The organism is Vulcanisaeta distributa JCM 11216 (assembly GCF_001315985.1).
GTDB lineage: Archaea > Thermoproteota > Thermoprotei > Thermoproteales > Thermocladiaceae > Vulcanisaeta > Vulcanisaeta distributa_E.
Map to the genome: position 1 here is coordinate 81,922 of NZ_BBBI01000001.1, position 14,117 is coordinate 96,038.

A 14,117-nucleotide genomic window follows, 5' to 3' on the forward strand; every position below is an offset into this window, starting at 1 on the left:
CTAAAGAATAATTATGAGCAGGGATGGTGTAAAACTCGAACTCGCAAAGTCAGAGATATACTCAAGCATATTAGGCCATGCAAAACCCATTAAGTGGGAGGTGGAGATTAGAGGTAAAATTACGAGAGACGTTATTGAGGAAATAAGTAGGGTCAGGGGGGGTGAGCCTGATTGGATGAGGAGGCTTAGGCTTAGGGCTCTGGAAATGTTCGAGAAGCAGCCCTGGCCCAATTGGCTTCCTCTTGAGGGTAACATCGACCTTGAATCATTGGTTTTGTATGCCAAGCCCAGTGTTGAGAGGGCAAGGTCATGGGATGAGTTACCAAAGGAATTAAGGGAATATTACGAAGCACTGAGGATACCTGAGCTTGAGGCTAGAGTTTTATCTGGGGTTATTGGGCAGGTGGATGGCGGAGTTGTTTATGAAAATACCAAGAAGGATCTTGAGAAGGCGGGGGGGTCATTGCGATGAGCATGGACGAGGCAGTCAGGAGATACCCTGACCTCGTTAAGCAATACTTCGCGAGGGTATTCCCGCCGGAGTATAAGTTTGCGTCATTGAACATAGCCCTTTGGGGCGGTGGCGTATTTGTGTACGTGCCACCTGGCGTCCATGTTAAGATGCCCATTGAGCTCGTTATCCTAATCAGTAGTGCTGGTATTGGGCAGTTTGAGCATTCACTAATCGTTGTTGACGAGAATGCAAGTGCTGAATTCATAGTTGCCTGTGCAGCACCGGTATTCACCGGGCTTAGCTACATGATGGTATGACTGAGGCATACATACATAGGGGCGCCAGAGTCAGACTCGTGGACCTTAAGAATTGGAGTAGGGATGTTATTTACTTCGGCAATAATAGGGCGATTGTTGAGGAAAACGCAAATGTTGATTGGTTAAGCGGTTCCCTGGGTGGTAAGGTGACGATCGTATACCCAATGAGTGTACTTAAGGGGGGTTAATTCAAGGACCACGGTGACGAGCGTGGCCCTAGCCAACGGGCCGACATGGAAGGAGGAGGGCGCCAAGGTATTCCATAGTGCACCACATACGTATAGTAAGGTCGTGAGTAAGGGCGTTAGTCTGAACGGCGGTACATCTGTATATAGGGGGCTTGTCTATGTTAGGGAGGGCGCCAAGTATGCCAAGTCATCCGTGAGCTGCGAGTCCCTTATTCTGGACGATAAGTCTAGGGCCTACACAATACCCCCATGAGCAGGTTTTTGAGGAGACGGCCACGGTCACACATGAAGCCTACACCGGTAGGATTGGTGAGGATAAGCTGTTCTACCTACGCAGTCGTGGCCTTAGTGAGGAGGAGGCCCGTAGCCTCATAGTCCTTGGCTACTTCCACGACATCATGGTTAACCTACCCGTTGAGTACGTATCCATATTCAATAAGGCCATTGAGCTGGAGCTATCGAGGATGGGCGGTGTTGGATAGTTCATTATAAGTTATTTCCGGGGACTGGTTTTTAAATAACCACAGTAGAGAGGCTCGGTGACACTGATGAGCAATAATTCGGCAGAGTCTTTGAAGACCGTTATTGAGAGGAGCTCCGTCGAGGAACTGCTCGGCCCAGAAATGGAGTTTGTCCCTTGGGAGGCCGTGATTAAGGGCAGGATAACGAAGGATATGATTGAGGAAATAAGTAGGATTAAGGGTGAGCCTGATTGGATGAGGAGGCTTAGGCTTAGGGCCCTGGAAATGTTCGAGAAATTACCGGAGCTAAGTGGTTACCAATTAAGGAGGAGATAGACCTGGAGTCCCTGGTTTTATACGCGAAGCCGAGCGTTGAGAGGGCAAGGTCATGGGATGACGTGCCCAAGGAGATCAGGAAGTATTACGAGGCATTGGGAATGCCCGAGCTTGAGGCCAAGGTATTAGCTGGATTGCTTGGTCAATTCGACTCTGAGGTTGTTTATTTGCATGTTAAGAAGTACCTTGAGGAGAAGGGCGCTGTGGTGACTACGATGGACGAGGCCGTTAAGAAGTACCCAGACATTGTTAAGCAGTACTTCGCAAGGATATTCCCACCCGGTGAGCATAAGTTCGCCGCATTACATGTGGCGTTGTGGAGTGGTGGTACCTTCGTCTACGTACCGCCAGGCGTTAAACTTGATATGCCAATAGAGTCCTTCTTCCTAATAGGTAGTTCTGGCGAGGGTCAATTTGAGCATTCATTAATAATTGCCGATGAGGGTGCAAGTGTTGAGTGGCTTGAGGGTTGTGCAGCCCCCCCGTTTACAGGGGCTTCAGTTTTCACGATGGTATGGTAGAGGGTTACGCGGCAAGGAATGCCCACCTGAGGATCAATACAATACAGAACTGGAGTAGGAACATAATCAACTTTAACAATAAGAGGGCTGTGGCCATGGAGAACGCGACAGTTGAGTGGGTTGAGGGTAGCCTCGGTAGTAAGGTTAGCTATACATACCCAAGCACTGTGCTTAAGGGCGAGGGCGCTAAGACAAGCATCATAGGCGTGACCATAGCTAACGGCCCATTCTGGAAGGAGAATGGGGCTAAGGCATACCACGACGCGCCAAGGACGTCAAGCAAGATCGTTAATAAAAGCGTAAGTATAAATGGAGGTACCGTAGTCTATAGGGGGCTTGTCTATGTTAGGGAGGGCGCCAAGTACGCAAGGTCCTCGGTATCATGCGACTCATTAATCCTTGATGATAGGTCCAGGGCCTACACAATACCCCCCATGACCAAGTTTTTGAGGAGAGTGCTACGGTGACTCACGAGGCATACACGGGTAGGATTAGTGAGGACAAACTATTCTATCTGCGTAGTAGGGGTTTTGATGAGGGAACGGCTAGGAGCCTAATCGTTCTCGGTTTCATACAGGACATAACCGTTCGCCTACCCACGGAGTATGCAATGACACTAAATAGGGTCATAGAGCTCGAATTCGGTAAGTTATCTAAGGTAGGATGACTTAAAAGGACCTTGTTAATACCTAGGTGGTCTTGAATGAGTAAGTGGCTTGTTGAATTAAAGTTAAGGGCTCGGGAGCTTGCTCAGAAAATACCGTACCAACAAATTAGGGATTCACCGTCAGTTAAGTACTACACGGATTGGAATGCCTTTGAGAAGTGTGTCGACCCAAGCATTGAAGAATTATCTAAATACTCTACTACGATGAATATACCCTATGAATTAAATATAGCCTCTATAAACGGTAATATGAGTATCGCGAAGGTTCCCAACGGCGTTAATGTAATGAGCATCAACGAATTAGGTGATGAATTCGGTAAACTGCTATTTAAGTCAATGGATATTTCGGAATCAAGGGCTCTGGCTCGGCATGTGGCTAACCTAATCAATGGAGTTTACGTTGAAGTAAATGATGACTTAAGGGAACCACTTAGAATAGGCGTTACAGCATCAACGCCAAGGCCGGTATTACTACCTACTCATTACACGGTTTTAATAAATGACGGAGTCACGGCATCACTCAGTATCTTCATACATGGCTTTGGTGGTTGTCCATCAACCACGGTGGAGATTTACCTGGGCAGAGGCTCTAGGCTGAATGCATTATTCGTGAGTACCCATGAGCAGGTACCCACCTACTCGTTGATTAAGGTAATAGCTAGTGATGACTCATCAATAACGGCTAGAACACTAATCATGGGGGGGGTTCCATGAATCACCATAGGGAGGACTACCTACTACAGGGCAGGAAGAGTGACCTAAATCACCTGGGCCTTGAGATTGGTCATGGCGCATCAAGGATTGACTATCAGGTAAATGCAATCCATACAGGCGAGCATGGCACAAGCTATTCGAAGGTACTGGCATAGCCAGGGATAAGTCCTTCATAATACACAGGGCCCTCGGCAGGATAACGGAGGGCGCCAAGTGGAGTGATACGAATGTTGAGGGTAAGGTCTTTGTAATGAATGAGGGCGCCTACGCAGCCTCAGTACCGATAATAATGGTCGATACCGGCGATGTTAATGGCGCGAGACACAGCGCAGCAGATGCATCACCAGATGAGGACCAAGTCAATTACCTTAGACTCAGGGGGGGTATTAGTAAGGATGAGGTCACTGACTTAATAATACATGAAATCGTTTCCCAATTCATGGATTCACTACCAAGCGAGTTCGTTCATGACGCCGATATCATAAAAACGCTGGTGATGGGTAAGTTGTTGAGGCAGTAATGGTTTACCTACGCACAGCCTCAATACACACGAAACCAAACCTCTCGGCTGCATGTAGCTCGACGATCTGCGGTTCCTCGGAATAATCACCAACACCCCTGGACAGCACGGCCACAGCCTTACCACTCACCGCAAACCCCAGAGACTCCAGTGCCTCCCTTACCTCATTCACGGTATAGAAATGCGCCACTGAGTAAAACCTGTGGCCCTTCCTGCCTAGTTCCATGTAAAACCTACCATGCTCACTATCCCTAGGTACTACGCAGGTAATGAGCTTACCAGCGGGTTTAAGGACTCTATACACCTCGGCAAGGGTCCTTCTCGGGTCGTCCAGGAAACATATTGTCACTATTATAACGGCATAGTCAAATGAGGAATCCCTAAGTGGCATGACCTCCCCCCCAACGCCAACCACTACATCAACACCCTTATCCCTGGCCAACTTAGCCATCGCCAGAGCGGGTTCTAGACCAATTGGTATCCCAACCCTACCGGCAAAGAACCCACTACCAACACCAATCTCGATACCAAGTCCCTTGGGCACCAACATTGATACTGCCCTAATCTCGGACTCGGCGATATCTGCATGCTTCGCGTACCAATTATCGTAGTCCCTGGCATACCTATTAAATATTGATATTGAAGACGTTGTGATCACCCATACGTATCGAGCGTTATCTCGGCAATGTCATAGCTATACTCAGAAACCCTCCTAATACTCTCCACGATCATCATCAACCTACCACCAACATCAACATGAAGCCCACTACCGTAAATAGACTTAATAACCTCAAGGCTCTTACCCCTCATGGCCATCCTCCTATCCAAGACCTCCATGCATCCTCAACATCGCCATTGATAAATGCCATAACCGACTCTCTAAGTATATCGGTTGAGTTAAGGCCAAGCTCGATTATGTCATCAACAATAGGCAACCCACTGAGCCTACAGCACATTTGTCCCGCCTCACCAATTATCTGAGCAATCCTCCAGGCATGATCACCGGCTCTCTCTATGGACTTAGAAACCATCAACGCATTCACTAGCTCCCTAGAGCTACTTGCTCCAAGCTTTGAAAGCACTGACTGATCAGTGATCCCCATCATGACCAGCCTCTCAATGAGCAGGTAAAGTCTATCGACTTCATTATCCCTATCAATGATATCCTCCGGCCTAGTACTTAATCCCCGCATCATATCCAGGGAGTCCTTGAGCATGCCAAGTACCGTGAGGGCCATCCTATTTAACAACCTCTTGATTGGTACCTCGGGTATTGGTGTTACAAACCTAAAGACGAGGTAATCACTACCCTCCTCAATAACCTCAACCCCCCCAGAAATCCTCTCCCTAACCAACCCCCCCTTAACCTCACCCTTAATGCCTACAAATCCCTTAAACCTCACCCTAACCTCATCAATACCCCCCCTAAGGTACTGAGTGATCAACTTCCTAAGCACGTAATCCGGGCTATCCCTATCGACCTCAATAACATTACTAACGCCTGAACTACGTATTGAGCGACCCAATGGGATGACTGCTATGTGGTCACCCATAAATCTAAGTAGAACGTACGAACCAGCCTCGATCCCCCCCAACGCCGAAACCCACTTCTTAGGTATTGTAATGGCTATTGAAGACCTACCCGAAGCCACGACCTTCCTAACCTCCTCCTCAACCACATGCTTCAAACGCAAACACTTAATTAATCTTATCAGCAATTAGGGAGAGGATGCTTAGGGTCCTAATAACAGGGCCACCGGGCGTGGGCAAGACCACCCTCATTAAGCGGTTGGTTGATCATGCAAGGTCAATGGGCATTGGAGTTTTCGGCTTCATAACCACCGAAGTTAGGGAAGGTGGTTCTAGGGTGGGCTTTAAGATAGTGGATATTAATAGCGGTAGCGAGGCTTGGCTGGCGCACGTGAGCCTATTCATAGGTGGGCCAACGGTTGGTAAGTACAATGTCAATCTAAGGGCCATGGAAGATGTCGGAATACCGGCAATAAGGTCTGCCCGGCTAGGCTCATTGCTTGTGGTTGATGAGATTGGCAAGATGGAGCTAATGCATGAGGGCTTCCTGAGGGCTCTTGAGGAGGTTGTTAGTGGCGTTCACTTCCTCGGCACGATATACATGGCCTATAGGGCCAATAGGCCCGTGGCATCCTTCGTGAGTAAGTACGGGTTTAAAGTCATTGAACTGACGAAAACTAATAGGGATCAAACACTTAATGAGTTAATTAGGGAGTTAGATAGGGTAATTAAGTCAGGGCATTAGGTATTGAGTTAATAATTACTTAGGTAACAATTGCAATAACATATGTAGTCAAGGCCAAGGCCCTTGGGATTAATTAAGGGCATTAATGATAGATACTACGTAATTAAATGCCGTACTCACGGACCAGCCTAGCCATATACTCGTCAATAACCTCGTAAATATCTCGCCCAACCTCCCTAACCATGTACATATTAACCAAGGTCTTTAAGCTCGTTGTGAAGGTCTTATCATCTATTGAGTGTCCAATCAGGGATTCAGCAAGTCTCTTAATCTCAACCCACCTAGCCCTACCTAACGTGGCCAAAGCCCTGTAAATGACAAGCTCGTACCTTCCCAACCCACTGAGCTCATCCTTAATAACCTCCCTGGCAATATCTCTTAGGGCATTCATGGCCTCTAAATGGTTCTTACCACTTGATCTAAGGCTTCCATAATATGTTAACCAACCAACAATACCGTCAAGCTCACCCACTGCATCCTCAATCTCAACATCACCGATGCCGATACCACAATCCCTCAAACCAACCCTCAGAAACTCCATGGACTGCTCCCTGGTAAAGCTTAAGCTCAAACCTAATCAATGGCCTACCCAGGGACTCAGGACTCCTCATTATTAATCGTGTAGTACCAATGAGTGAACCACTAAATACAAACCTAACCCTAGATTCGTTATAGTCTAACGGAAAGAAGCGCGGGGAGTTTTGGACTAATTATGTTCTGAACCTCATCAATGGCCAACACAACCCTTATGCCCAAGTCCTCGGCAACCCTATCCACGGCCTCCAATAACGACGTAAATACAGCCCTACCTCTACGCCAGGTTATGGATACACTCAGGGGCTGCATGCCTATTGAGATGCCATCAATATTACATAACAAACCAATTAATTTATCCTTAAAGCTAGACCTCTGCTGTAGGAAGTTTGTTAACGCCTGTGAGAACCTCAGTCATGAAACCTCTAATGTTCACTCCCCCCCTCATTAAGTATAATCCTCCTAGCATCAATTAGTGTATGCGGTATTCCATAACTATTTAAGAAACTCCTTAAGAGACTCGACTTACCCATCCTCCTAATGCCTAGTATTACTGCGATCCTACCATCCCTATAGCACGCGATCAATTTGTTAAGTTCGTCCCTAAAATCATATAACTCCTCAATACATTCCTTGGGTCTTAAATCGAAAAAGCACTGGTATACTACCAGCAATAATTTAGATACTTACTTCTATCGAGGCGCTTTGGCATAAATTATAATTAATGACTTGACATAAGAAGAGTTTATATTTGAGGTTACATTAACTTATATAATTAAACAATTACAATTATTCTCTTAATTTGGTTAAGTTATATTTTACATATATACCTTATGAACCTTATTTAACGCAGGTAAATTATTAAGGGCATTCTCTGTTCTTAGTGCTAATAATAGAAGGAGTATTCATGTAATTTAATAATCACAATCCTAACCATAATGCTTACATTAATACCCAAATCATTCTAATTATTTTACATTAGCGTTATTATTGCCACGTATTTCGATTATTGTTTCATTTAATTATTTGTTTAAATAATTTGGTTCGTATTTCCCCTGTTTTGATGGGTTAGGTTTAAATATTGTTTAAAACAAGCGTCTTCGTGGGTAGATTAAGGATCTTGCTTGTTTCGGACCTGCATGGTTCCAGTGTGGCTTATGGTAAGTTGTCTAATGCCATTAAGTTCTATAAGGCCGATGTGGTGGTCTTTGCGGGTGACCTCACTGGTAAGGCCCTGGTGCCTATTATTCGGGATGATGGTTCCTTCAGCCTTGGTTCTGGCGTTAGTAAGTACTTGGTTAATGTCTTCGGTGATGTTAAGGCTGTGGGTGATAAGGACCTTGACAAGGTGGTTAAGGACCTGAGGGGGGGCAGGGGGGGTTATTACCCGCTTGTTACTGATAAGGCTGGTTACGAGGAACTAGCCAGTAATAGGGACAGGGTTAGGGAGACCTTTATCAAACTCATGATTAATGCCCTGGAGGAGGACCTGGGCAAGGTGGTTACTAGGTACAGGGAGGCCGGCGTCAAGTTATTAATGATACCTGGCAATGATGATTATCCTGAAATTGCGGATTACGTGAGGAAGCAAGCCTCTGATATATTAATACCGATTGATGAGGATGTTGTTGAGCTCAACGGTTACTACTTCCTGGGCTTCGGATACTCAACACCAACGCCCTGGAACACGCCCAGGGAAGTCAGTGAGGAGGAACTTAGGGCGAGGGTTGAGAGACTAATTGGTAATGTTGATCAATCCAGGCTCAGCAGATTGATCATGGTTATTCATGACCCACCATATAATACGCTCATTGACCAAGCCTATCAATTAAGCAAGGACTTTAAACCCATGATTAGGGGTGGCGAGGTTTTGAGGACACACGTCGGTAGTAAGTCCGTGAGGGCCTTGATTGAGGAGTACTCACCGTTAATGGGCATGCATGGCACATACATGAGGCGCCCGGCATTGACTACGTAAAGAGCAATGCTGGTGCCAAGGTGCCCGTCATCAATGCAGGTAGTGAGTACTCGGAGGGCGTGCTCAGAATGGCTTACCTAATAATTGAGGATAATAAGTTAAAGAATTACTTCCTAATTAGGGGGGGTTAGGTAGGATTTTTAAATAGAGCAATCGAGAGTTAACTAACGTGGAGGTTAACCTTGAATCACTCATTAAGGACCTAGCCGTCAAGGCCGGCTCGTTCGTTAAATCTAAGTCCAATGACCTTAGCTACAGGCAAATAATGAAGAGGGGTTCAACGGATGTTTCGAGACGCATTGACCTGGAGGTCGAGGACATGATTATTAAGGATATCGAGAAAGAGGGCTTGAGGGCAGTAATCAGCACTGAGGAGAGAGGCGTTGTTAAGGTCGGCGATGGGGATCCCGAGTACGCATTCGTTGTTGATCCATTGGATGGTTCATTAAACTTCGTGCTAGGTATACCGTTCTACTCAATATCGATTGCAGCTGGTAAGTACGGTAACCCATTAAGATTCAGCGACTTAACGGATGGCGTCGTTTATTACGTCGCAAAGGACGTACTTTACTACGGTGGTTCAGGGGGGGCATTGAGTTCAGGGGGGGTGATGATCTTGGCGACCTTAGTGAGGATATTGATAGGCCCGTGATATCACTCTACCTGGAGCCTAATGCGGATGAGAGGTTGCTGCGGGGGGCTTAGGGCTGTTTATGATAGGTTTGGTAAGTTTAAGATAAGGAGTTTAGGTGCTGCTAGCCTTGAGATGGTGATGGCGTCGATGGGCAGATTCCTCGCCTTCATGGACCTCAGGAATAGGCTTAGGATATTTGACATTGCCGGTGCTTACGTGATTTCTAGGGCAATGAAGGTAAATGCTTATACGTTAAATGGTGATGATTTAGGTATTGAATTAGTGAGTGGTGATAGGAGATTTAGTGTTGTGGTTAGTAGGAATGGTGAGTTCATTAGGGATTTCCTTAGTTTGATGGGGGGGGTTAAGTGAAAGTTTTGCTATTCTAATTAGTTAATTAGTTAGGAGGTATTAAATAGGCGTTTACTCACTGTAAAACTGATGAGGATTAGACTAAACCTTGACTGTCCAAGGTGCGGCGGAGCATTGTTCCTAGAGGAGGATGAAAAAAGCGTGGGCATTTACTGCACCAGGTGCGGTCTCAGGGTTAGTTGGAAGTTACGTGACGCGGCCAGGAGGGCCATTAAGAACATTGACGGTTCATTAATATTTGATTGGAACTCAGTAATTGATGAGCTGTACCTCGAACTAGCCATTAATCAGTAATGGGTAATACCTAATTCATGGACTAGAAAGATTAATTTAAGCTGTCACGAAATACCTAAGGAATCCCTGGTGGTTAACTTTGTCTGAGGAATTAGCACCGCAATTAAGTAGGAAATTGAAGGAGTGGTTACTAGAGCTAGCCAGCAAGCTTAATTGGAGAATTGATAAAGTCCTAGACTCCTACAGACTTGCCCAGCGTTCAGAAATAATCGACGTCAGGGATGATGGCAAATCAATAAGCGGCGTTAGGCTTAGGGTACCATCAGAGACCAGAAACGACGTGAATTACTACGTGTCAGTTGGTCCATACGGCGCAAAGTGCACTTGCGAATCCTCGGTAATAAGAGGCGAGGTTTGTAAACACATAGTGGCCGGCCTGATAATGTGGAACATGCTAAGTGTGATCAAGTATGGTAAGTGGCTCGACCTCAATGAACTAGAATGGTTGAGACAACCCAAGGATAATGAATGACTAAAGCCCACCATGCTAGAAAGACAAATGCCCAAAATCAATTACCCACAAACTTTGAAAGATAATTCATCGCATTCATCCTCACAGACAGTTAGGGATTAGAAACTTCATAATCAACAACACATGTGGAATACCTAAAGGACTTAATGAATACATATGACGCAATCTCAAGAGCCTACACAGAAGCCAGGGAAGAGGGACTACTAGCGAGGACACTACTCAACAACATAAACGACTTAATCAATGGGTTAAACCTAGGGTTGTACTCGACATCGGGGGGGCAGGCGCTGGCGGTAACCTGAGGGTCACAAGGTCATTTCTAAACGCAGCAATGTACATCGGCTGCGAATTGAGTCTCGGCATGATAAAAGCAGCGCAGGAACAAATTGATTGGATAAACTGCTCAGCAACGCACATACCAATAAGGCCAGGCTCTGTGGACTTAGTTATTTCAATAGCCACGCTACACCACATACCCAAACACCTGGTGAATGCGGCCTTACGGGGGGGTATACACGAATCACTAAGTCCAGGGGGGGCTTATTTGTGGCCACCGTGTGGGGGGCTGTAATGAGGCCACGCTTAGGAGATTAAGGCGTATTAATGATTGTGAGGGCTATATTAACTGGAGCTACGGACTTAATGAAAGCATTACTAGGTATTACAGGCTCTATAAAAATGATGAGTTGAAGAACGAGGCTTTGAACGCGGGCTTTACTATCATTAGGAATGGAACTATTAGGTTAGGCAAATTTATTAATTATTACATAGTTTCGCATAAATAGGTATATAGCCAATATATAAGTAATGCTTTATTACGTATTTTGCTATAATTACTATGGGTAGATCGGAATGAGCACACAGCAGTATGACTATCAGTTAACGCTGGACAAGCTGATACGCAAGGCAGCGCTGATATACCCAGACGTCGAGATAGTGCACGCGCCACCCGGAGGCCCAATAATTAGATCAAACTACGCCAAGGAATGGGACAGAATACAGAGACTTGGTTCCGTACTTGAGGAATTAGGTGCGAGCCCAGGCGAGCCTGGTAAGTTCGGTAGTAAGGTTGCGGTGCTTGATTGGAACACGATTAGGCACTTCGAGCTTTACTACGGAGTGCCAATGTACGGTGCAGTACTTCATACGGTGAATGTACTTCTCGCGCCTGAGGACATAATATACACACTGCTCCAGGCCCAGGATGATATGTTATTCATTAATGAGGACTTCATACCACTCGCAAGGGTTGCAACCTCACTCGTGAAGTCCATAAAGAAGGTGGTGATAATGAGTGACAAGCCGGAGCACGAGGAGATATCTTTCGATGGAGTTGAGGTTTATTGGTACGAGGACCTCATCAGGGACGCGAGGCCCTACAACTTCCCAGAACTCAGTGAGAATACCGTAGCCACCATGATGTTCACCTCAGGAACAACAGGCAGGCCAAAGGGCACCTACTTCACACATAGGCAGTTGGTACTACACGCAATGTCAGTCGCCCTATCACTATCCGCGCCACCAATTAACGCCAACATATATGACGTAGCAATGCCCCCCCTCGTACCCATGTTCCACGTACATGCCTGGGGACTACCGTACATAGCCACCCTGGTCGGCATCAAGCAGGTATACCCAGGGCGCTTCGACTGGGGGGGCTGGATACTGAAGTTAATCAAGGAAGAGGGTGTTACAATAACCAATGGAGTACCAACAATACTATACAACATACTCTATCACCCAGACTCGCCAAAATACGACCTAAGAGGTCTAAAGTTCGTAATAGGGGGCTCAGCACTACCCAGAGGGCTCCTTGAGGAGGCAAACAGGAGGGGCATACACGTGTCCAGGGCTTCGGCCTAACAGAGACCGCGCCAGTAATACTACTAACAATGGAGAAACCAAAGATGAAGGACTGGCCCGAGGACAGGAAGAGAGATATCATACTAAGCGCCGGCCTACCAATACCTCTCGTGGACATCAGGATCGTTGATGAGCAGGGTAGGGACGTTCCAATGGATGGTAAGACCATGGGTGAACTGGTGGTTAGGGCCCCCCCGTGGATAACCAGGGAATACCTAAATGACCCAGAAAAAACCAGCAAGGCTTGGCGCGATGGCTGGTTCCACACCGATGACATAGCCGTTTGGGACAGCGAAGGCTATGTATGGATCATGGACAGGGCAAAAGACGTAATCAAGAGTGGCGGCGAGTGGATATCAAGCACGAGACTCGAGGACTTAATAAGCACACACCCAGCGGTTTACGAAGTGGCGGTTATTGGAGCCCCCCATCCAAAGTGGGGGGGTGAGAGGCCCGTGGCAATTGTAGTGCCTAAACCCGGTCAGAAGGTTACGGAGGACGAGATAAAGAATTACTTAATGAGCTTAGTTAATGAGGCAAGATGCCCAAGTGGTGGATACCAGATAAAGTGATAATCGTTGATTCCGAACTGCCAAAGACAAGCACTGGGAAGGTTGATAAGAAGGTACTTAGGGAGAGATTTCAAATAAGTCTTGGTTGATAATTACCAAATCCTTATTAAATACTAAAGCTAGCTCATCAAAATATGGAGGTTTACATAATAAAGAGCATGTCAAACAGTTATCTAACGAGCGACGGCGTACTCATAGACGCCGGCGCAAGGGTTACCGACATAACTAAGGTGGCTAGGGAACATGGCATTGACATCAAGTACCTATTCATAACGCATTATCACGTTGACCACACCAGGTATGCCCACGAAATCGTTAAGGCCCTTAACTGCAAGGTTGTTGCGTCAATACCTGAATCCAGTATCATTGAGGGTAAGGAAAAACCCAAGACCACAAGCCTTCTTCAATCAATTATATCAATCTTCATGAGAATAAAACCCGTGAGTGTGGATATTAAGGTTAATGACGGCGACATTATCGAGGGCTATAAGGCAATATACGCACCTGGCCACACGCCCGGTAGCACCGCCTACTTCAAGGACGGTATACTATTCAGTGGGGGGGACGCAATTGTTGAGCATGGCGGAAAACCAGCACCACCGCCGAGGGAATTCACGATAAATATGGAGGAGGCCATGAGAAGTATGGATAAGCTACTTAGCCTAAGGCCAAGGATTATTTATCCAGGGCACGGAAAGCCAATAAGCTTAAGTACTTAGGTTCTCATTAATCCTAAAGCCATGGTACTTAAACAACTCAATTGCGTTATTCATCATGATCATCTCCTTATCGATATTATCAACCTCATCACTACCATCAACACACTTAACATCACCAACTAAATCCCTAAACCTCCTATACGGATAACCACTACCAAACAATATCCTCTCCGGACCCAGGGTATTCAAAACGGGCTTCGCCGACTCATCATTAAACAGGTAGCAA

At 46.2% G+C, this 14,117-nt stretch carries 18 protein-coding genes and 4 pseudogenes; 15 read left to right on the plus strand and 7 right to left on the minus strand.

Translation table 11 applies throughout. From position 1 onward, the window contains the following. Positions 1-13: 13 nt before the first annotated feature. From sufB (JCM11216_RS00495) to JCM11216_RS14475, 4 genes and pseudogenes are all read left to right on the plus strand, one after another. A pseudogene (gene sufB, locus JCM11216_RS00495) lies at positions 14-1,441 on the plus strand (Fe-S cluster assembly protein SufB). A 66-nt stretch (positions 1,442-1,507) separates the two neighbouring features. Beyond that, positions 1,508-2,944: pseudogene (sufB, locus tag JCM11216_RS00500) on the plus strand (Fe-S cluster assembly protein SufB). Positions 2,945-2,980: 36 nt separating this feature from the next. Then, a complete protein-coding gene (locus tag JCM11216_RS14470; RefSeq protein WP_243674619.1) occupies positions 2,981-3,658 on the plus strand; it encodes a hypothetical protein in 678 nt (225 codons plus the stop codon). Beyond that, positions 3,655-4,178: pseudogene (locus JCM11216_RS14475) on the plus strand (SufD family Fe-S cluster assembly protein). The gene JCM11216_RS14470 and the pseudogene JCM11216_RS14475 overlap by 4 nt, the downstream one beginning before the upstream one ends. Before the next feature lie 4 nt (positions 4,179-4,182). Here the strand turns inward: JCM11216_RS14475 and JCM11216_RS00510 are convergent. The 3 genes from JCM11216_RS00510 to JCM11216_RS00515 are packed head-to-tail and all read right to left on the minus strand — an operon-like array spanning position 4,183 to position 5,857. Further along, positions 4,183-4,836, minus strand: a complete 654-nt coding sequence (locus JCM11216_RS00510; RefSeq protein WP_054852968.1) for a class I SAM-dependent methyltransferase — start codon at positions 4,834-4,836, stop codon at positions 4,183-4,185. Then, a complete protein-coding gene (locus tag JCM11216_RS14480; RefSeq protein WP_243674621.1) occupies positions 4,833-5,015 on the minus strand; it encodes a hypothetical protein in 183 nt (60 codons plus the stop codon). Before JCM11216_RS14480 ends, JCM11216_RS00510 begins: the two co-directional genes overlap by 4 nt. Further along, the gene (locus JCM11216_RS00515) at positions 4,985-5,857 is read right to left on the minus strand and encodes a phosphate uptake regulator PhoU (RefSeq protein ID WP_243674623.1); all 873 of its coding nucleotides are present in this window, start codon (positions 5,855-5,857) and stop codon (positions 4,985-4,987) included. The genes JCM11216_RS14480 and JCM11216_RS00515 overlap by 31 nt, the downstream gene beginning before the upstream one ends. Positions 5,858-5,907: 50 nt before the next feature. Here JCM11216_RS00515 and JCM11216_RS00520 point away from each other — a divergent pair, with 50 nt between their 5' ends. Further along, a complete protein-coding gene (locus JCM11216_RS00520; protein WP_054852969.1) occupies positions 5,908-6,453 on the plus strand; it encodes an NTPase in 546 nt (181 codons plus the stop codon). A gap of 103 nt (positions 6,454-6,556) precedes the next feature. Here the strand turns inward: JCM11216_RS00520 and JCM11216_RS00525 are convergent, their stop codons facing one another. The 3 genes from JCM11216_RS00525 to JCM11216_RS00535 form a co-directional block, all read right to left on the minus strand. Further along, a complete protein-coding gene (locus JCM11216_RS00525) occupies positions 6,557-7,024 on the minus strand; it encodes a hypothetical protein (RefSeq protein WP_243674625.1) in 468 nt (155 codons plus the stop codon). Positions 7,025-7,122: 98 nt separating this feature from the next. Beyond that, positions 7,123-7,299, minus strand: coding sequence for a hypothetical protein (locus JCM11216_RS00530; RefSeq protein WP_243674627.1), 177 nt, complete (start codon positions 7,297-7,299; stop codon positions 7,123-7,125). A gap of 113 nt (positions 7,300-7,412) precedes the next feature. Further along, on the minus strand, positions 7,413-7,574 hold the full coding sequence (locus tag JCM11216_RS00535; RefSeq protein ID WP_243674629.1) for a hypothetical protein: 162 nt from the start codon (positions 7,572-7,574) through the stop codon (positions 7,413-7,415). Positions 7,575-8,068: 494 nt separating this feature from the next. Here JCM11216_RS00535 and JCM11216_RS00540 point away from each other — a divergent pair, with 494 nt between their 5' ends. From JCM11216_RS00540 to JCM11216_RS00575, 10 genes and pseudogenes are all read left to right on the plus strand, one after another. Further along, complete coding sequence (locus JCM11216_RS00540; RefSeq protein WP_243674630.1) at positions 8,069-8,965, plus strand: metallophosphoesterase; 897 nt, start codon at positions 8,069-8,071, stop codon at positions 8,963-8,965. A gap of 169 nt (positions 8,966-9,134) precedes the next feature. Beyond that, a complete protein-coding gene (locus tag JCM11216_RS00545; protein ID WP_054852973.1) occupies positions 9,135-9,617 on the plus strand; it encodes an inositol monophosphatase family protein in 483 nt (160 codons plus the stop codon). Between the two features lie 27 nt (positions 9,618-9,644). Continuing rightward, entirely contained in the window at positions 9,645-9,971 is a 327-nt protein-coding gene (locus JCM11216_RS00550) for a hypothetical protein (protein WP_054852974.1), read from the plus strand. A 69-nt stretch (positions 9,972-10,040) separates the two neighbouring features. Next, positions 10,041-10,265, plus strand: coding sequence for a hypothetical protein (locus JCM11216_RS00555; RefSeq protein ID WP_054852975.1), 225 nt, complete (start codon positions 10,041-10,043; stop codon positions 10,263-10,265). 79 nt (positions 10,266-10,344) lie between these two features. After that, entirely contained in the window at positions 10,345-10,737 is a 393-nt protein-coding gene (locus JCM11216_RS00560) for a hypothetical protein (protein WP_054852976.1), read from the plus strand. A gap of 125 nt (positions 10,738-10,862) precedes the next feature. After that, the gene (locus JCM11216_RS14485) at positions 10,863-11,039 is read left to right on the plus strand and encodes a hypothetical protein (protein WP_243674632.1); all 177 of its coding nucleotides are present in this window, start codon (positions 10,863-10,865) and stop codon (positions 11,037-11,039) included. Further along, positions 11,036-11,308: a class I SAM-dependent methyltransferase gene (locus JCM11216_RS14490; RefSeq protein ID WP_243674826.1), complete on the plus strand. Its 273-nt coding sequence runs from the start codon at positions 11,036-11,038 to the stop codon at positions 11,306-11,308. The genes JCM11216_RS14485 and JCM11216_RS14490 overlap by 4 nt, the downstream gene beginning before the upstream one ends. Continuing rightward, positions 11,295-11,522 (plus strand): hypothetical protein, encoded by a 228-nt coding sequence (locus tag JCM11216_RS00565; protein WP_054852977.1) that lies wholly within the window; start codon positions 11,295-11,297, stop codon positions 11,520-11,522. The genes JCM11216_RS14490 and JCM11216_RS00565 overlap by 14 nt, the downstream gene beginning before the upstream one ends. 67 nt (positions 11,523-11,589) lie before the next feature. Continuing rightward, positions 11,590-13,261: pseudogene (locus JCM11216_RS00570) on the plus strand (long-chain-fatty-acid--CoA ligase). A gap of 45 nt (positions 13,262-13,306) precedes the next feature. Further along, on the plus strand, positions 13,307-13,891 hold the full coding sequence (locus JCM11216_RS00575; RefSeq protein WP_054852978.1) for an MBL fold metallo-hydrolase: 585 nt from the start codon (positions 13,307-13,309) through the stop codon (positions 13,889-13,891). On the opposite strand, the gene JCM11216_RS00580 is transcribed toward JCM11216_RS00575, so the two are convergent. Further along, on the minus strand, positions 13,880-14,110 hold the full coding sequence (locus JCM11216_RS00580; RefSeq protein WP_243674827.1) for an amidohydrolase family protein: 231 nt from the start codon (positions 14,108-14,110) through the stop codon (positions 13,880-13,882). The genes JCM11216_RS00575 and JCM11216_RS00580 overlap by 12 nt on opposite strands. Between the last annotated feature and the right edge of the window lie 7 nt (positions 14,111-14,117).

Bases quoted from the DNA above. Each gene is read 5' to 3' on its own strand.
- JCM11216_RS14470 (WP_243674619.1), top strand. From the start codon at position 2,981: ATGAGTAAGTGGCTTGTTGAATTAAAGTTAAGGGCTCGGGAGCTTGCT.
- JCM11216_RS14480 (WP_243674621.1), bottom strand. From the start codon at position 5,015: ATGGAGGTCTTGGATAGGAGGATGGCCATGAGGGGTAAGAGCCTTGAG.
- JCM11216_RS00520 (WP_054852969.1), top strand. From the start codon at position 5,908: ATGCTTAGGGTCCTAATAACAGGGCCACCGGGCGTGGGCAAGACCACC.
- JCM11216_RS00530 (WP_243674627.1), bottom strand. From the start codon at position 7,299: ATGCAGCCCCTGAGTGTATCCATAACCTGGCGTAGAGGTAGGGCTGTA.
- JCM11216_RS00550 (WP_054852974.1), top strand. From the start codon at position 9,645: ATGAGAGGTTGCTGCGGGGGGCTTAGGGCTGTTTATGATAGGTTTGGT.
- JCM11216_RS00555 (WP_054852975.1), top strand. From the start codon at position 10,041: ATGAGGATTAGACTAAACCTTGACTGTCCAAGGTGCGGCGGAGCATTG.
- JCM11216_RS00575 (WP_054852978.1), top strand. From the start codon at position 13,307: ATGGAGGTTTACATAATAAAGAGCATGTCAAACAGTTATCTAACGAGC.